We start from the raw sequence: 16,624 nt of genomic DNA, 5'->3' as shown, positions 1-16,624 counted from the left end.
AAAAATCGCGCAATTTTCTCGCATTCCTGTTCAATCAGTGCCAAACCGCGCTCGCCCTCATCCTCGCCGCCAAACCTAGGCGGCGCGGGCCTTTTCGCTCGTTGCCTCCCTCTTTTAGTTAGTGCCAATATGATCGCCTCCCCGGTGCAGGGGCAGACGGCGGGTATTACGCTCTACAGCATGGAGGCAAGCCAAGCGTCGAGCTTCCGATCAACCTCTAGCCTGTGGGCGGTTTGGTATTCTTCCCCGGAAATGGGGCCTTCTGTTTTCCAGCCGGGATAGCGTGAGCCTGAAAATGAAATCCCGTCGTAGATGGTGCCGGCATTTTTGACTTGCTGTTTGAAATGTTGATGAAATCGTCCGACTCCGCCGCCATTGGTGTTGAATCCGGCCACTCTCCTTCCTGCAAAGTCAGCCTGTTGTAAAAAACGCATCATCGGTGTGGAAACCGTGGCCCACCACACCGGACTTCCGACAATAACTAAATCGTACCGGGACATATCGGGAGGTGCGCCTTGCAGCCCGGGGAGATTGCCGCTTTCAAGTTCCTGCTTTGGAACGTCAACGGCAGCAGGCCGCTCCACCGGATAGGCATTCACGGTCTCGACCCTGAACATGTCGGCCCCGGTCTTGGCCCGCAGTTGCTCCGCGATCGCCTCGACATTGCCGGTTCTGGAGTAATAGGCAATCAGTATCCTCGGTTGTCTATCACCTTCCGCGAAGGCGTCTTTGGGAAGGAGGCGGGAACCGATTGCCGCCACCAACTGTACGGCAGCCAGCGTGACACTCCTTTTCAGAAAATCTCGCCGGCTTTGTGCAATGGACGTACGCATCTCGCCGGTTTCGTTTCCTTTGGCACTCACCATCGCATCTCCTTGTGTCGCAATCGGATTTGTGATTATTTTCTCCATTGGCCGTTTTTAACTCCGGCCCATCGCAGCCGTGAAGGCAAGCACGGCATCTAAAAAATTCTGCCGATCCGGCGTTGGTTGGAGATGCGCGTAATGGGAAAGTCCAGAAAGTTCGACGAGCTTGGCGGAAGCGGCATCGGTCAGATGGGCAAGCAAGGTTTGCGCATCTGAAGGCCGTGACCAGAAATCTTTCTCCGATCGCAGGATGAGGACATGCGAGCGGAAAAACGAGGCATCGAAAATCTGTCTGCCGTTGACGAGCTTCAAGGTGTCGGCAGTTGGCCCCGTTGGAAAGCGGAAACTTGGAGGATCGCGATGTTGCGCGGTCTGGTCTCCTTCCATGCAGAGCGTTACATAGCGCTTGAGGAAGGTCCTATCGCTTCCTTCTTTCTCCAGTTGTCCCGTCAGATCCTTGGCTGTGGCGAGTCGATACGCGCCATGTCGTTGGTAATCCAATGCCGCAGGACTATGCGGGTCGCCAAATTCCGCCTGCAAAGGCCACCCACCCGCCGGGCCGCCATAGGCCCCATTGTAGTAAATCAAGTGAGTTATGGCGTCGGGGTACAACGACGTGTAATGGCCAAGCCACTGCGAGCCGGTGGCCCACCCCATGGCGGCGAGGCGAGTATCATCGGGATGGAGCCTTTTTATTTCCTTGATTACGGCGGCGATATCGCGCACCGCCTCATTGGAACGCACCGCCACGGGCTCGTCGAACCGGCCTTTTGTCATCTCCTTGGGGAACTCGGACCGGCCAAAGCCGCGAACATCCATGAGATAGAGGTGGTGCCCCGCCTTGGCCAACTCCTCGGCCGTGGAAGTGCCGGGTGCATCCACATCCCAGCTCGCCAACACACCGGGTCGTCCGCCATTGACCAGTAACAGCGGACCTCGATTGGATTGGCTCCCGGCATCACGCATTTCCCGGACAAAAATGCGGAGGCCATCTTTGCTTGATACGGAGAAATCATGACGTTGGATTCGGTCGGACAAAACCGAGCTGTCATTACTCGTGGTCTCCCGTGCCGCCAGGGAGGGTACGCCGCCGCTTAGGCTCAACATCTCCGTTCCTCCAGCCAAAATGAGAGAATTCTTGATAAATTGTCGCCTCGTGTAGTGCTTCATGAGAGGGCTCCTCGTGTGTCTGTGGCGGTAGCCGTTTTTGGGAGCTGGCCACACAGTCCTCAGGGCGGGTGTGCTCGCATGGAGGAAAAACTATTCGACACCTCGTGATATTTCCAATACTCTTTTTATGTCTTGGTGATATACAATAGGTATTGCATGATCGAATTACGCCAGATGCAACAATTCGTGGCCATCGCCGAAGAAGGTCATTTCCGCAGGGCGGCCGAACGCTTGCATATGGCGCAGCCGCCGCTTACGGCTGCGTTGCGCAAGATGGAGGCGGAACTTGGCGTCGTGCTTATCGAGCGCACAAACCGAGTGGAACGGTTGACCGTAGCCGGGCAGGTATTTTTGGAAGAAGCCCGGCGCACGCTGGCGCAAGCCGAGCGGGCGATCAGGGAAGCTAAGCGTGCGGGACAGGGACTGACCGGTTCGCTCCGGGCGACGTTTGTTGCCAGCGTGGCTCATTATCTCCTGCCACGGGTGTTGCGGGGGTACCGCAAGAGTCATGGGGAGGTCGCACTCAGCCTGGAGGAGGCAACCACGGCGCAACAGCTCGTCGCATTGCAGCGGGATCAAAGCGATATCGGATTCGTCGTGCTGCCCCTTGTCGACGTGAGCAATCTGACCGTAATCCCTCTTTACCAGGGAAGCCTTATGGCCGCTTTACCGGCAGGGCATCCGTTTGCGGCCAGAGCGGGGCTAACGCTTGCGGATCTGGCTGAGGAACACTGGGTTTTCTTCCCGGCGCGTCATGGCCCCGGCTTATATGGGCGGATCATGGCAGCCTGTGCCATGGCGGGCTTTTCTCCGATCGTGGTACAGCAGGCCGTCCAGATGGAGACGATCATCAGCCTCGTCGCCGGGGGGATCGGCATTGCCCTCGTGCCGTCGCCAATGGCCAAGAGAAGCTACCCCGGCGTATTGTTTCGCCCTTTGTCTGGAGCGGGTATGCCCATTCCGTACGAACTGGCTCTGGCCTACAAACAATACACCCCGGTTCTTGCTGCCTTTATCAAAGCGGCTCAATCAGCTGTCCGATCATTGTAACACGCGAGATTTTCCTGGCCTTTTTTATCTTTTGGATACCATCTTGGCCAACCATACGGGATAACGGTGGAATTTTAGATAACATTCGGGCAGATGCTGTTCCGCGCATGGGCAGACGGCGGGGAAATTGTTGCAAATGCCGAGGTAGCCATCTCTATGCCTTCACCTCTGGCAAATCCGCCCGGCAGGTGGTGTACTGAGGCGAGCGAGCCGCCTGCTTCATTTTCCAGTCCTGCCTGATGCCACAAGCAGCTACTCGAAGCGTGTCGCGGCCCCAGTGGGCGTTTGCTCGGTCCAGAACAGCCATGAGACGTTCTGCTTTCGGGTCAGAAGTCGGTACTGGGGTTAGGAGCGAAAGCTGGCGACAACCGATGGGCTCCAAGCCGGAAAGCATCACCCCAGCCTTCTTGTAGTGATATCCCTTCCGAAAAATCCGCTCCAGGACCTGCATGGCAACCTGGAGGATTTCGCCGGTATGCGCCGAGGCCCCTGGCAACGCACTGAAGGCCGAATTGGCGTACTGGGGCTCACCTTCGATGAAGTTTGTTGGTCTGCCCCACACGATCACTCCATTGGCGACCATACGGGCTTTACGGAGCCGTTCAGCGACACGGGAGGTGTTGACCGCCAGGGCTTCGCGCATCTCCTCGATCCTGGTGACCGGCTGCCCAAACGACCTTGATGCGGTGACAGACTTCTTTGCCGGGGCGATGGACTCAAGGTCGATGCAAGGGATGCCCTGGAGTTCGAGTAAGGTATGGAGGCCACCGACGGTCATTTTTCGCTTCACAAAGTCCCTGGGCAGGTCTCGGAATTGGCGTGCATTCACGACGCCGTAGCGTTCGAGCATGGCAGCGTAGCGCCGGCCGATGCCCCAGACGTCCCCCACTGGCACCTGCTCCAATAGACCGTCAGGATCGGGCGAAGCCCCGAAATCCAGCACGCCATCCAGGTCGGAGTTCTTCTTGCTCAGCTTATTGGCAACCTTGGCAAGTGTCTTGGTCGGCCCCAAGCCGATGGCAACGGGAATGCCGGTCCAGCGCCGCACCGTCTCCCGAATATGCTGGCTGTAAGCCACGACATCATAACAGCGTGTTGAAAAACTCCGCCAAGTGACCGAGAATCCAGCCCTGGGTCGGATGGAGGTGAATCGATGGGACTTGGTCGTCAGGGTGAGCAGCAGGGGACGATGTATCTGGCCTGGGATGAGATCCCTCGGTCCCGTGGTCACGTTTTTTTACGATCGTCTCCAGCAGATTCTCCGGAAAGCCGACTTCGACGCCTTCGCCGAGAAGTTGTGCAAGCCCTTTTATTCCGACAAGGGGCGCCCCTCGATTCCGCCCGGCCGGTATTTTCGGATGCACCTCGTTGGGTATTTCGAGGGCATCGACAGCGAGGGCGGGATTGAATGGCGGTGCGCCGATTCGCTTTAGCACCAACACCGAAAGTCGAGTGTATAAGACATCATTTCACCCCTGCACAACCGTGTTCGCCACGATCTGGCCCTGGCAGGCCATGACCTGGGTCGATGGGCCAGGACAGCGTGAAAACCGTACCTCCACTGGCGGCCGTCCTGCATGCAGCGCGTCCTCCATGGGCACGCGCGATGGCAGCCACCACGGCCAGTCCCAGGCCGCTGCCGCCCGAGCGCGCGCCTTGCGCGCGTCGAAACGCCGTAAATACATACGGAATCAAGTCGTCCGGCATGCCTGGCCCGTCATCCTCGACGCTGAGTTCACACCAGCCATCCTTGATACGGGACTGGATTCGCACATGGCCTGCCACGGCATACCGGCACACGTTATCCAGGAGCGCCAGGAGTGCCTGCCGGATACGCACCGGATCGCAGCATACAGACCGGGCATCCAGGTCCAGGAACGCACGCTGGCCCGCCGCCTGCAACGCGTCGCCAACCATGTCCACCACGGCGTGGATTGCAGCGTCAAGCTGCGCCTCTTGCCACTGCAAATCCAAATGGCCGCTTTCCACCAGACTCACCACCCGCAGATCCTCGATCAGTCGCGTCAAGCCCTCAACCTGCGTCAGCAAGCTCAGGAACTGGGAGGCACTGGGCGTGAAAACGCCTTCGGCCAGGCCTTGCAGGCGGCCGCGCAGGATTGTCACAGGGGTGCGCAGTTCGTGAGCGATCGCAGCGTTCCAGAACGCTTGCTCCTCGGTCATGCGCTGCAACTGATTCGCCAGGGCATTGAAGTCGTCCGCCAATTGGGCGGCTTCGCCCAAAGAGCGATCACCCGCCACGGCGCGCGCCTTGAGATCACCCTGGGCCACACGGCGGATACTGTCTGCCACCGAGTTCAGCGGGAGCAGGATGCGGCGTGACAGGTTGACCGCCACGAGGATGGACAGCGCCAGACCGGCAAGGGTGGAGCCGATCACCCATATCCACTCCGGCCCCGTAGGTATCCAGCTGTAGTCCAAGGGACTATCGGGCCAGTAGAGGTGCCACAGATAGTAAAACGCGTAGGACATCAGGATGACGAGCAACGTGACGCCCAGCGCAATCGCCATCATCGCCAGCATGATCTGGCGACTCAGCCCGACCAATTTCATTCGCCGCCCCGCAGCTTGTAGCCAACGCCGCGCACGCCAACCGGGATTCCCTGGACGCCGAGATCCTCCAGCTTCTTGCGAAGCTTGCTGATGTGGCTGTCCACCGTGCGCTCCAGGGCATCCCCCTCCGGCAGGCAGGCGGCCAGCAGTTCGGTGCGGCTAAACACCCGCTTGGGCGCACCCGCCAGATGGGCCAGCAGCTTAAACTCCGTCAACGTCAGTGCCAGGAGCTGGTGCTGGCCGAAAACACGCACGCTGGCTTCGTGGTTTTCCAGGTCGATCTGGAAAGGCGCTACGCGAAGGACGCGCTGATTCTGGGAATTGCCGCGCGCCATGGAGCGGCGCAGCACCGCCTGCGTCCTGGCCACGACTTCCGCCGGATTAAACGGCTTGACGATATAGTCGTCAGCACCGATGCGCAGCCCCATCAGCTTGTCGATGTCCTGGTCATAGGCCGTCAGCATGATGACGGGCGTGTCACCCCGATGGCGGATCTCGGAGAGCACCTGCCAGCCGTCCATGCGCGGCATCTGCACGTCCAGCAGCACGAGGTCGGGCTTCAGGGTCTGGTGCAGCTCGAGCGCCCGGAGGCCGTCTGCGGCATGCACACTGCGCATGCCGCCGCGCGCCAGATAGGCGGCGAGGATTTCGGCGATCTCGGATTCGTCCTCGGCGATCAGCACCAGGGATTCGCGGCCTTTGGGCCACTCGGAGCGAGATTTCCGTTCAAGCATGGCAGTTTTTTCTACTCCATCGAATTTACATCTCATATCCATTGACAATCCATCGAGTCAAGGCAAGGAGACGCCTATCTTTGCGGGCACAGGGCTGCCTGCTTCTGAAGGAATCCACCATGAAGATCAAACGACTGTGCCGCCAGAGCGGCTTGTTTGCCCTAGCGGTTTTGATACTGGCCGGCTGCGGTCAGGCCGAACCGGAGGAGGCGCTCCCGCCACCCCTGGTATCCGTTATGACCGTCACGCCGTCGCGGCTGGAACTGAACGAGGTTCTGCCAGGGCGCGTCGCCGCAGTACGCATTGCCGAAATCCGGCCGCAGGTCAGCGGCATCGTACAGCGCCGCCTGTTCGAACAGGGTGCCGAGGTGCAGGCCGGCCAGCCACTGTTTCAGATCAACCCGGCACCATTTAAGGCCGAGGCTGACGCCACGGGAGCAGCCCTGCAACGGGCCGAGGTCGCGCTGGCGCGAGCCCAGCTGCAAACCAGCCGGCTGCAGTCTTTGGTCGAGGTCGGCGCGGTCAGCCACCAAGTCTACGACGACGCGGTCTCCCTGCGCGACCAGGCGGCCGCCGACGTCGCCCAGGCCCGCGCCACATTGAAGCGCCGCCAGCTTGATCTGAAGTTTGCCACCGTGGAAGCGCCTATTTCCGGGCGCATCGAGCAGGCGCTGGTGAGCGAGGGCGCGCTGGTCAGCAGCGGCGACAGCAGTCCCCTGGCGCGTATCCATCAGATCGACCAAGTCTACGTCGATGTGCGCCGCCCGGCGTCCTCGCTCGAATCGCTGCGTCAGGCACTGATGTCGCAACAGGCCAGCGCCGATGCGGGGCTGCCCGTGGCCATCTTACAAAGCGATGGCGAGGCGTACGATGCCACCGGACGCATCCTGTTCTCAGGCGTCAATGTCGATGCCGGCACCGGCGACGTCCTGCTGCGCGTGCTGGTGGACAACCCGCAACGTCTGCTCCTGCCGGGTATGTTCGTGCGCGCACGCGTGCCGCGTACCAGCTATGCCGAGGCGCTGATGGTGCCGCAGCAGGCGGTGGTACGAAACGACGGCGAGCCGCAGATCTGGGTTCTCGATGCGCAGAACCGGGCGAAACTCACCCCGGTCAAATTGGGCGAGCTGCTCAACCAGCACTATCGCATCCAGTCCGGCCTCGCCGCCGGGCAAACGATCGTGGTCGAAGGGATGGCGCGCCTGTCCAACGGCATCGCAGTGCAAGCGCACGAGTGGCAGGCACCCGCACCTACAACCGCGGCAGCTACGCATTAAACGCTCGGGAGCAGGTCGTTATGCCGCAGTTCTTCATTCATCGCCCGGTCTTCGCCTGGGTCGTCGCCCTGTTTATCATCCTGCTGGGCGTGATTGCTATTCCCAATCTGCCAATCGCCCGGTTTCCTTCGGTGGCGCCGTCCACCGTCACCATTTCCGCGACCTACCCCGGAGCCACGCCGCAGACCATGAGCGACGGGGTGATCAGCCTCATTGAGCGCGAACTCTCCAGTGTCAAGAACCTGTTGTACTTCGAATCATCGTCCGATTCCTCGGGTGCGGCGTCAATCAGCGCCACCTTCAAACCGGGCACAGACCCGGACATGGCGCAGATCGACGTGCAAAACAAGCTCAAGGCCATCGAGCCGCGCTTGCCGCAGACAGTGCGCCAAAATGGTCTGACCGTGGAGACCTCCTCGTCCGGCTTCCTGATGCTCGTCGGCCTCAGATCCGACGACGGGCGCTTCGATGAGGCGGCGCTGGGCGACTACATGGCGCGCAACATCGTCGACGAACTGCGCCGCATCGAAGGCGTAGGCCGCGTGCAGCTGTTTGGTGCTGAGCAGGCGATGCGGATTTGGGTCGATCCGGCCAAGTTGATTGCCTTTGGCCTGTCGATGAACGATCTGTCCGCAGCCGTGAGCCAGCAGAATGTCCAGATCGCGCCTGGCAGCATCGGAGCCATGCCGGCGCTGCCGGGGCAGCGCGTGACGGTATCGCTTACGGTGCAGGGCCAGCTGTCCACGCCCGAACAGTTCGCCGCCATCGTGCTGCGCGCCAATCCCGACGGCTCCAAGGTGGTGCTTGGCGACGTGGCGCGGGTCGAACTCGGCTCGCAGTCCTACGGCTTTATGAACCGCGAAGACGGCAAAACCGCCACTGCTGCAGCCGTACAGCTCGCGCCTGGCGCCAATGCGGTCAGGACAGCCGAAGAAGTCGAAGCGCGAATGGCTGCGCTTCGCAGCACGATGCCGGCCGGCATGAGCTATTCGATCCCGTTTACTACCGCGCCGTTCGTCAAGATCTCCATCGAGAAGGTCATCCATACCCTGATAGAGGCGATGGTGCTGGTGTTTCTGGTCATGTTCCTCTTCCTGCAAAACATCCGCTACACCCTGATCCCGGCTATCGTTGCGCCAATCGCACTGCTGGGCACCTTCGCGGTGATGCTTGCTTCGGGCTTTTCCATCAACGTGCTGACCATGTTCGGCATGGTGCTGGCAATCGGCATCATCGTCGACGATGCCATCGTCGTCGTCGAGAATGTGGAACGCATCATGGCCGAGAAGGGGCTGTCGCCACGAGACGCGACGATCCAGGCGATGCAGGAGATCACCGGCGCGGTGATCGGCATCACCCTGGTGTTGACGGCCGTGTTCATCCCCATGGGCTTGGCCAGCGGCACGGTCGGCGCGATCTACAAGCAGTTCACGCTGTCCATGGCGGTGTCGATCCTGTTTTCGGCCTTCCTCGCGCTGACCCTGACGCCCGCTCTCTGTGCGACGTTGCTTCGGCCCCACGCTGCGGGACACCACGAGAAGCGCGGGTTTCTCGGCTGGTTCAACCACCGCTTCGAGCGCATGACATCGCGCTATGAAACGCGCCTGAGCAAGCTGATGACACGAACAGGACGGATGATGCTGGTGTTCGCCGCACTCTGTGCCGCCCTCATGGTTTCTTTCCGCCATCTGCCATCGTCCTTCCTGCCGGAGGAAGACCAGGGCTATTTCATGACTTCCATTCAGTTGCCCGCCGATGCCACCGTCGAGCGCACGCTGGAAGTGGTCAAGGCCTACGAGCAACACGCGGCCTCGCGCCCATCGATCCGATCCAATATAACCGTCGTCGGTTTTGGCTTCTCCGGCTCCGGCCCAAACGCGGCCATGGCCTTCACCATGCTCAAGGACTGGGGCGAGCGCAATGGCGCCACGGCCCAAGGCGAAGTGGCCCTGGCCCAGGCTGCCCTATCCGGCACCATAGAAGGGACAGTGATCACCCTGCTGCCGCCGGCCATCGACGAGCTTGGCAACAGCTCCGGTTTCACCATGCGCCTGCAGGACCGGGCCAACCAGGGCCATGCCGCGCTCCAGGCGGCAGAAACCAAGCTGCTTGAACTGGCGCAGAAGAGTCGACTCGTCAGCGGCGTCTATCCCGACGGCCTTCCGGCCGGCTCCAGCATCCGCCTGGACATCGACCGGGACAAGGCCGAGGCGTTGGGCGTGTCGTTCACCAGCATCAGCGACACGCTGTCCACCGCCATGGGGTCTCACTACGTCAACGACTTCCCCAATGCCGGACGCATGCAGCAGGTCATCATTCAAGCCGAAGCGTCGGCCCGCATGCAGATTGACGACGTGCTCAAGCTCTATGTGCGCAACGCGGGCGGCGGCATGATGGCGCTGTCCGAGGTGGTGACCCCGGCATGGAGCGGGACACCGCTGCAACTGGTGCGCTACCAGGGCTTCCCGGCGGCGCGCATCTCCGGCAATGCAGCTCCCGGTGTCTCCAGCGGCGAGGCGATGGCCGAGATGGAGCGGCTGGCAGCACAGTTGCCGCCCGGCTTCGCCGTGGCCTGGACAGGACAATCCCTGCAGGAGCGCCAGTCTGCCACGCAAGCGCCGCTGCTGATGGCGCTGTCGATCCTGGTGGTGTTTCTGGTGCTGGCCGCTCTGTATGAGAGCTGGTCGATCCCGCTCTCGGTCATGCTGGTGGTGCCGCTGGGCCTGCTGGGTGCCGTGGGGGCGGTGATGCTGCGCGGCATGCCCAACGACGTGTTCTTCAAGGTCGGCATGATCACCGTTATCGGCCTGTCGGCTAAAAACGCCATTCTCATCATCGAACTCGCCAAACAGTTGCGCCAGCAGGGCAAGGGACTGGCGGAAGCGGCGGTCACTGCGGCCCGGCTGCGACTGCGCCCGATTCTGATGACGTCGCTGGCTTTTGGCCTGGGCGTGGTGCCACTGATTATCGCCAGCGGGGCCAGCGCCGAAACCCAGCACGCCATCGGTACCGGTGTATTCGGCGGCATGGTCACCGCGACGGTGCTCGCCATTTTCTTCGTGCCGGTGTTCTTCGTCTTCGTGATGGGCCTGCAAGAGCGCTGCGCAGCTTGGCGGTTCTCGCGCCGGCCCTCCACTTGTCCGCTTCAAAAGCGGGACCAGAGCGGGACCAACAGGCCTTCCCCCCAATAAAAAAGGTCGCGCCCGGCTGCCCCGGGCCGTCACAATCTGTTGGTTTTACTGGTTCCAAAGGCCGGAATCGAACCGGCACGTCCCGAAGGACAAGGTATTTAAAGTCTCGTACGAGGGGTCGGTTGCCAAACGCGTCAACAACGGTGTGGATTCTTGTGCTCAACCCACCTCGGTATCGATCTAACCCCTGGTTGGCAGCCCCCCCCTAGGCGAGAGTTTCGATGAGATGTCGATTCTCATCGCCACTCCTGCCTGGGGGACCCTGCTTTCCGGGGAGAGATTTTTACGCAGCTCCTTATTGCACAACCCGGTCAAGAGACACCTCAACAGTCGGCGGAACCTGGATTCCGGCCGTTATTAAGATCTCTTTGTCTATCGAAAATACTCGCTGGCAATATCGGAAATGGCATGGACTACAGGGCGGGCAAACCGTCCCGCTCCACCTCGGCGATAGCTGGCACCCAGGAGAAATCCTAACCCAACGCCGACTCCCAATGCGACCAGAATTGTCGTACCCGGGTTGTCTGTGCTGAATTTCCCAGCCTGTTGGTACGTCTTTTGGACCGCGTCAGCCGTTTTCCCGTAGGCATCGCTCACGACCTTTTCGGCTTTTGTATAGGTCTCGGCACCCAGATTTACGGTTTTTTGAAGAGCATGCGCAGCCGTGTTGGTTTCTGCACTATTTTGCTGTCCGGCCGGTTGAATCTTGCTTTCGTCGCTATTCATGATGCTCTCCTGAAGAAGATTAAAGGTTGTCGAAAGGACCATTCCATTCATGCTCCACCGAGTTCGCGTTAACGATCTGGTCCGGTGAAGTGTCTATCGTTTCACGATGTTTGTTTTTTCAGCCAGTTGGCGACGGCCTTGGTGCTGGCTCCAAGCAACGCCACTTTGAGAAGGCCCGGCCCTTGGGAAGAGTTCCTCATATGGTCGAGCGAGTAACGGACTTCCTCGGCAACAGAACCCATGATGCGCTCCATCGGTGTGGTTCGCGGCATGAGCATTCGCGAAGCGAGAAAGCCAAGGCCTGCGACAATCCCCACAGCCACGTAGGGGGATTCCATCACGTACTGCCGCCAATCCAGCTTCTCTTTGATACGCTCTCCGATCTGGTCCATTGCCTGGGTGACGCTCTCTTCACCTTTCGCAATATCCTGGCGTATTTCTTCGCTGCTTCGCTCTGTTAGAGATCTAATACTAAGAGATCCATGCGTATCTGTGGCCATTGTTGTTCTCCTTTAGCATCAGCCGACTTATATTATCGGGAGGCGCTTTTTAAATTCTTGCAACCGATGAGTATAAAAAGACCTCCGGCCACGGCGAAGAGACCTCCGGTTGTCAACGCAGCCTTGGTGATCCCCAAATAAGGAACAAGATAAACGATCAAAGCTGCTGTGAAGGACAGTAAGGCAACAAGGCTTAGAGTTATTCCAATAACAGCCAATGCTACGCCACTACTGATACTCCTGACTTTTTCCTTTGTTTCCTGCTTCAAGAGTTCTATCTCATCCTGAACTACCGAAGCGGAACTCGTCGCCAGCTGTTTCAGCAGTTCAATCATTGATTCACCCTGGGGTGCAGGTTTTTTGTCCAGTACTGTGCTCATGTTACAAATCGCCCCGTTACCTGCGCCGGCAGATCATCCCGAGAAACAGGCCTGCCGCTCCTGCCAACAAGAGCGCACGGCCTGGGTGTTGTTTCACGGAGTTGCGAATTTTGGCGTTAGTCTCTTTAGAGTCGAAGTTCCGAACGTAATCAGCGGACTTTTCAAGCCACACACTGGCTTGCTTTCCGTGCTGAGCCATGTTGCAATCTGCATGTTCATCTGCGGTCTTGGCGAGCTTTCCGGCGTACTGGTGCAGCTTGTCTGAGAGAGAAATTCTCATTTTCTCCAACGACGTTGTGCAGCAATCGCCCTGTGTATTCATGTCTGAAGGATGACCGACTCTGTTAGTTGATTCCACTGCGCACCTCGTAGGCATTATATTTTACACGTTATAGGACTTACTGTGCAAATAACTTATACCTTTGGTGGATCCGTTTCGCGAGTGTAGGACCGGTGACCCGACAAGGCTGTCTTGAACTCACCCAAGGCCTGGGCTATCGTTTTACCGTTTAACCAGATGATCGATGAATCGACTGCTCCATCGGGCAGCTCAGTTGGAATGCCTGCCTTATCCAGCAAGTCCTTTCCCGCGCGGCCAAGAATCAGCAGGGGTTTGCAGTGCCGGTATTGGTCACGTACAAAACCCAACGCGTTAGCATCATGCAGCAAGGCGTCCACCGCCTCTCCACCGCCTGGCGCCACCATGGCATCGTAGAGCACGGACGGTCCGGTCTCGAAGGAGATTTCCACGTCCAGCGAGCCGCCCTCAAGAGTGGCCACTTTGCCCAGGGTGGCCCCCACCAGGCGCGGCACGGCACCGCCTTCCAGAAGAGAATCGTACACCGTGTCCACCACGGTCTTCTCAACCCCCGGAGCCACCAGCACGGCAACGCGCCGCGTACTGATGCCGGTGTGGCCCGGACGAAACAGCAGGGATAGTGCCGGAGATTTTTCGTATTGCGGAATTGGCAGTTCGGACGCGAGCGGCATCGCGGCCGGCACATCCATCCCCAGTTCCCGCGCCACCCAGCCAGCCAGGTCCGGGTTGACGTTAACCAAAAGCGACAGCACACGCTGCCGTATGGCCGGTGTCTGCACCCGCGTGAGTTCAAAGCGGAAGGCCGAAGCGATATGTTTCTGCTCTGTGGGGGTTTGGCTGTGCCAGAAGAGGCGTGCCTGCGAATAATGGTCGGAGAAAAGTTCCGCTTTGCCTCGAACCATGTCCTGCGCCACCTGCTGCGGGTAGCTGGTGTAGCCCTTCATCCCGGCCTGCGCAGGCGAACCTCCGCCCAGTGAATTCGGCTCGTAGCTGGCCCGGCCGCGATGGATGGCTTGCCTGTGCATGCCGTCGCGCTGATTGTTAAACACTGGGACAGCCGGGGCGTTGATGGGGATTTCATGGAAATTGGGTCCGCCCAGACGGCTGATCTGGGTGTCCGTATAGGAATGGATGCGCCCCTGCAAAAGAGGGTCGTTTGTGAAATCGATCCCCGGAACGACATGGGCGGCGCAAAATGCGACCTGCTCCGTTTCGGCGAAGAAGTTGTCCGGATTGCGGTTTAGGGTCATTTTCCCGACCAACTCCACCGGCACCATTTCCTCTGGCACCAGCTTCGTGGGATCAAGCACGTCGAAGCCGAATGATTCGGCCTGCTCCTCGGTGAATACCTGCAACCCCATCTCCCATTCGGGATAGGCTCCGGCCTCGATGGCTTCCCAAAGGTCGCGACGGTGGTAGTCGCCATCCGCCCCGGCGATCTTCACTGCTTCATCCCAAACGAGCGAGTGCGTGCCTGCCACGGGTTTCCAGTGGAACTTGCAAAAGACCGACTCTCCCTGCGCGTTGACCAGACGGAAGGTGTGCACCCCGAAGCCTTCCATCATGCGGTAGCTTCGCGGAATGGCCCGGTCCGACATGATCCACATCAGGATGTGAGCGGTTTCGGGCATAAGCGAGATGAAATCCCAGAACGTGTCATGGGCGCTCGATGCCTGGGGCATCCCGTTGTGAGGCTCGGGCTTGACGGCGTGGATCAGGTCGGGAAACTTCATGGCGTCCTGGATGAAGAACACCGGAATGTTGTTTCCCACCAAATCCCAGTTCCCCTCGTCCGTATAGAACTTCACAGCGAATCCGCGGACGTCGCGAACCGTGTCGGCGGAACCCCTTTCTCCGGCCACCGTGGAGAAACGCACGAACACCGGGGTTTTTTTGCCCGCTTGCGAGAATGGAGCTGCCCGAGTCAGGCTGCTTAAGTCCTTGTAGGATTCGAAATATCCATGCGCGGCAGATCCGCGCGCGTGGACAATACGCTCAGGTATCCGCTCGTGGTCGAAGTGGGTGATTTTTTCGCGCAGGATGAAGTCCTGCATGGCGGTGGGGCCGCGCAGTCCGGCTTTCAGCGAATTCTGATTGTCAGCAACGGGCACGCCCTGATTGGTGGTGAGCACTTGGCCGCCTGCGTCCACGCGCACCCGGTCCAGAGGTTCCCAGGTTTGATCGAGACCAACCGTGACCTGCCCCGCGCCCACTTTGGGGGAAGCGTTCGTCTCAGAGGCAGTGGAGGCGGTGGCCGACGGCTTCGCAGGCTTGCCGATTGCACCGGGCATGGGCTTGCGGGAAGCATCACCGTACTCGCCGGCCTTCGTCTCGTTGTAGGAGATTTGGGCCGAGAGATCCTGTCCGGTTGCAACCTTCTCCAGTAACCGACTGGAGGCAGGTCCCTTTTTCCCGAGGCTGGACGGTGGTTTGGTTCCGGCAGGGCCGGAAACTGTACTCAAAACCGAACCGGCGCCACTCGTGGGAGAATTTGCTTTTTTCATGCGGTACATCTCTTTGCTTCAATTGTTGTGATCAGGGTAACCACCCCGGGGTTGCGCAAGTGCCAACCGGCTTTTCGGTCCGGTTATGAGAACCCCCTGAAAGGACAGAAGCAGGGCGGACATGGCAGCCTCCTGGGTGGGTCGTGGTACCCCGGCACCCGCCGGAATGATCGCGCTGGTCAGCCAGGAGGGGGCCTGGCCCTGACTGGCCAGCGCAAAGCCCTTACAAATGGTCACCGCACACAGGCAGCGACTTCCGCCATCGGTAACGGAGGGGATTTAATGCCCGGGCTTTTGAGCAAACAGTTCCTCTTTGCGTGAAGCCATCCTGGCGCCCAGATCGTTCATGTCCAGCTTGGTCTCCTTCGCTTTGGGAAACAGTTCTTGCTGCTCCTCCTTGACATGATGCTTGACGTATTCTGACATCACCTTGATTTTGGCATCGTACATCTCCCCATCGGGTTCCATGCTTTCCAGTTGCCCGACCAGGTTGTTGATCGAAGCATGTTCGACCAATGCCTCCGGTATCATCTCGTCGTCCTTAAGAGCCTTCTTCACTGCGGGGTAGAAGATTTCTTCTTCAACCAGCGCATGGATTTTGAATTCCGTGCATATCTGAGCTACATGTGCCTTTTTCTGTGAAGATGACCGCATTTCTTCATACTTGGCAAAAAGGTCGCTCAGATGCTTATGATCCGCTCGCAACAACGCGATAGCGTCTTGCGGTTTTTCCATGGCCTGCGGCTTCTCTGTCTTGGCTGTATTTGGCATGACCGTTCCTGTGTGTAGAGGTTGGATTTCCTGTGCGCCGAGGGGACTCGGTAACGGCACAGAGGGACGCCCCGGTCGGGACGGGGCGTCCCTGCCTTTGGGCTAGGCTTTTCTGCCGCAGCCGCTCGAGGACGAACTAATCAATAGCCTTCATGGCCATCAGGGAGTCTTTCGTGGCCCCGGGCAATATGATCTGGTCGTCGGTCATTCTCAGTTGGTATACCGGAATGGCCACGTCATGTCGGCCCATGCCCAGGAAGCCACCTACGCCGAGGATGGCGTAGGAAATGGCCTTGTCACGGGTCACATACAAATCTTCGATGGTCCCTATGTTGTCGTTGTTATCGTTATAGATATCCTTGCCAAGAATATCGTCCTTGACACTCCATCCCTTCATGACGGTGGAGAGATCATCGGTGGTGAAGGACGTATCGACGCTTGGCATGTAGGTCTTGTTCGTTTCCATGAGATTGTTCCTTTGTTCCGAAACCGGAACGAGCTCGATTTGGAACCAAAATGAAAGAAGGGGTTCCTTGAACACGCATCATCCAACCTGACTGTCATA

The 16,624-nt window shown here is 59.3% G+C and carries 16 protein-coding genes and 1 pseudogene; 5 read left to right on the top strand and 12 right to left on the bottom strand.

The window, feature by feature from the left end:
• Positions 1-173 precede the first annotated feature (173 nt).
• Both DVDV_RS03010 and DVDV_RS03005 read right to left on the bottom strand, forming a co-directional pair.
• Complete coding sequence (locus tag DVDV_RS03010) at positions 174-866, bottom strand: flavodoxin (RefSeq protein WP_075353242.1); 693 nt, start codon at positions 864-866, stop codon at positions 174-176.
• A gap of 54 nt (positions 867-920) precedes the next feature.
• Positions 921-2,036, bottom strand: coding sequence for an alpha/beta hydrolase (locus DVDV_RS03005; protein ID WP_217694116.1), 1,116 nt, complete (start codon positions 2,034-2,036; stop codon positions 921-923).
• 156 nt (positions 2,037-2,192) lie between these two features.
• Between DVDV_RS03005 and DVDV_RS03000 the strand changes: the two genes are divergently transcribed.
• Positions 2,193-3,086 (top strand): LysR family transcriptional regulator, encoded by an 894-nt coding sequence (locus DVDV_RS03000; RefSeq protein WP_075353241.1) that lies wholly within the window; start codon positions 2,193-2,195, stop codon positions 3,084-3,086.
• 154 nt (positions 3,087-3,240) lie between these two features.
• On the opposite strand, the gene DVDV_RS02995 is transcribed toward DVDV_RS03000, so the two are convergent.
• Positions 3,241-4,164 carry a DUF4113 domain-containing protein gene (locus DVDV_RS02995; RefSeq protein WP_254845207.1) on the bottom strand — a complete coding sequence of 308 codons (924 nt, stop codon included), beginning with the start codon at positions 4,162-4,164 and terminating at the stop codon, positions 3,241-3,243.
• A gap of 61 nt (positions 4,165-4,225) precedes the next feature.
• Between DVDV_RS02995 and DVDV_RS23860 the strand changes: the two genes are divergently transcribed.
• Positions 4,226-4,519, top strand: coding sequence for a transposase (locus DVDV_RS23860; RefSeq protein WP_368482904.1), 294 nt, complete (start codon positions 4,226-4,228; stop codon positions 4,517-4,519).
• Positions 4,520-4,550: 31 nt separating this feature from the next.
• Here DVDV_RS23860 and DVDV_RS02985 read toward each other — a convergent pair whose 3' ends face one another.
• Complete coding sequence (locus DVDV_RS02985; RefSeq protein WP_075353240.1) at positions 4,551-5,657, bottom strand: ATP-binding protein; 1,107 nt, start codon at positions 5,655-5,657, stop codon at positions 4,551-4,553.
• Complete coding sequence (locus tag DVDV_RS02980) at positions 5,654-6,391, bottom strand: response regulator (RefSeq protein ID WP_075353239.1); 738 nt, start codon at positions 6,389-6,391, stop codon at positions 5,654-5,656. Before DVDV_RS02980 ends, DVDV_RS02985 begins: the two co-directional genes overlap by 4 nt.
• 119 nt (positions 6,392-6,510) lie before the next feature.
• On the opposite strand from DVDV_RS02980, the gene DVDV_RS02975 reads away from it, so the two are divergent.
• Positions 6,511-7,668 (top strand): efflux RND transporter periplasmic adaptor subunit, encoded by a 1,158-nt coding sequence (locus DVDV_RS02975; RefSeq protein WP_075353238.1) that lies wholly within the window; start codon positions 6,511-6,513, stop codon positions 7,666-7,668.
• 20 nt (positions 7,669-7,688) lie between these two features.
• Entirely contained in the window at positions 7,689-10,859 is a 3,171-nt protein-coding gene (locus tag DVDV_RS02970) for an efflux RND transporter permease subunit (protein ID WP_075353237.1), read from the top strand.
• A gap of 121 nt (positions 10,860-10,980) precedes the next feature.
• Here DVDV_RS02970 and DVDV_RS22025 read toward each other — a convergent pair.
• The 4 genes and pseudogenes from DVDV_RS22025 to DVDV_RS02955 form a co-directional block, all read right to left on the bottom strand.
• Positions 10,981-11,064: pseudogene (locus tag DVDV_RS22025) on the bottom strand (IS5/IS1182 family transposase); the annotation flags it as partial.
• Positions 11,065-11,231: 167 nt separating this feature from the next.
• Entirely contained in the window at positions 11,232-11,585 is a 354-nt protein-coding gene (locus DVDV_RS02965; RefSeq protein ID WP_075353236.1) for a hypothetical protein, read from the bottom strand.
• 101 nt (positions 11,586-11,686) lie between these two features.
• Positions 11,687-12,085 carry a DUF883 C-terminal domain-containing protein gene (locus DVDV_RS02960; RefSeq protein ID WP_075353235.1) on the bottom strand — a complete coding sequence of 133 codons (399 nt, stop codon included), beginning with the start codon at positions 12,083-12,085 and terminating at the stop codon, positions 11,687-11,689.
• Between the two features lie 32 nt (positions 12,086-12,117).
• Complete coding sequence (locus DVDV_RS02955) at positions 12,118-12,465, bottom strand: phage holin family protein (RefSeq protein WP_083634576.1); 348 nt, start codon at positions 12,463-12,465, stop codon at positions 12,118-12,120.
• Between DVDV_RS02955 and DVDV_RS22020 the strand changes: the two genes are divergently transcribed.
• On the top strand, positions 12,464-12,730 hold the full coding sequence (locus tag DVDV_RS22020; RefSeq protein ID WP_139311494.1) for a hypothetical protein: 267 nt from the start codon (positions 12,464-12,466) through the stop codon (positions 12,728-12,730). The two genes, DVDV_RS02955 and DVDV_RS22020, sit on opposite strands and share 2 nt — an antisense overlap.
• Positions 12,731-12,879: 149 nt before the next feature.
• Here the strand turns inward: DVDV_RS22020 and DVDV_RS02945 are convergent, their stop codons facing one another.
• The 3 genes from DVDV_RS02945 to DVDV_RS02935 form a co-directional block, all read right to left on the bottom strand.
• Complete coding sequence (locus DVDV_RS02945) at positions 12,880-15,288, bottom strand: catalase (RefSeq protein WP_139311493.1); 2,409 nt, start codon at positions 15,286-15,288, stop codon at positions 12,880-12,882.
• Positions 15,289-15,567: 279 nt separating this feature from the next.
• Positions 15,568-16,059 (bottom strand): hemerythrin domain-containing protein, encoded by a 492-nt coding sequence (locus DVDV_RS02940; protein WP_075353231.1) that lies wholly within the window; start codon positions 16,057-16,059, stop codon positions 15,568-15,570.
• A 136-nt stretch (positions 16,060-16,195) separates the two neighbouring features.
• Positions 16,196-16,525 (bottom strand): PRC-barrel domain-containing protein, encoded by a 330-nt coding sequence (locus tag DVDV_RS02935; protein WP_075353230.1) that lies wholly within the window; start codon positions 16,523-16,525, stop codon positions 16,196-16,198.
• Positions 16,526-16,624: the final 99 nt, after the last annotated feature.

It is taken from the genome of Desulfovibrio sp. DV (assembly GCF_001936595.1).
Lineage (GTDB): Bacteria > Desulfobacterota > Desulfovibrionia > Desulfovibrionales > Desulfovibrionaceae > Solidesulfovibrio.
This window is presented reverse-complemented; position numbering and strand designations above follow the sequence as displayed.

Bases quoted from the DNA above. Each gene is read 5' to 3' on its own strand.
- DVDV_RS02960 (WP_075353235.1), bottom strand. From the start codon at position 12,085: ATGGCCACAGATACGCATGGATCTCTTAGTATTAGATCTCTAACAGAG.
- DVDV_RS23860 (WP_368482904.1), top strand. From the start codon at position 4,226: ATGGAGGTGAATCGATGGGACTTGGTCGTCAGGGTGAGCAGCAGGGGA.
- DVDV_RS02945 (WP_139311493.1), bottom strand. From the start codon at position 15,288: ATGAAAAAAGCAAATTCTCCCACGAGTGGCGCCGGTTCGGTTTTGAGT.
- DVDV_RS02970 (WP_075353237.1), top strand. From the start codon at position 7,689: ATGCCGCAGTTCTTCATTCATCGCCCGGTCTTCGCCTGGGTCGTCGCC.
- DVDV_RS03005 (WP_217694116.1), bottom strand. From the start codon at position 2,036: ATGAAGCACTACACGAGGCGACAATTTATCAAGAATTCTCTCATTTTG.
- DVDV_RS02940 (WP_075353231.1), bottom strand. From the start codon at position 16,059: ATGCCAAATACAGCCAAGACAGAGAAGCCGCAGGCCATGGAAAAACCG.
- DVDV_RS22020 (WP_139311494.1), top strand. From the start codon at position 12,464: ATGTTACAAATCGCCCCGTTACCTGCGCCGGCAGATCATCCCGAGAAA.
- DVDV_RS03010 (WP_075353242.1), bottom strand. From the start codon at position 866: ATGGTGAGTGCCAAAGGAAACGAAACCGGCGAGATGCGTACGTCCATT.
- DVDV_RS02955 (WP_083634576.1), bottom strand. From the start codon at position 12,465: ATGAGCACAGTACTGGACAAAAAACCTGCACCCCAGGGTGAATCAATG.
- DVDV_RS02985 (WP_075353240.1), bottom strand. From the start codon at position 5,657: ATGAAATTGGTCGGGCTGAGTCGCCAGATCATGCTGGCGATGATGGCG.
- DVDV_RS03000 (WP_075353241.1), top strand. From the start codon at position 2,193: ATGATCGAATTACGCCAGATGCAACAATTCGTGGCCATCGCCGAAGAA.
- DVDV_RS02975 (WP_075353238.1), top strand. From the start codon at position 6,511: ATGAAGATCAAACGACTGTGCCGCCAGAGCGGCTTGTTTGCCCTAGCG.
- DVDV_RS02965 (WP_075353236.1), bottom strand. From the start codon at position 11,585: ATGAATAGCGACGAAAGCAAGATTCAACCGGCCGGACAGCAAAATAGT.
- DVDV_RS02980 (WP_075353239.1), bottom strand. From the start codon at position 6,391: ATGCTTGAACGGAAATCTCGCTCCGAGTGGCCCAAAGGCCGCGAATCC.
- DVDV_RS02935 (WP_075353230.1), bottom strand. From the start codon at position 16,525: ATGGAAACGAACAAGACCTACATGCCAAGCGTCGATACGTCCTTCACC.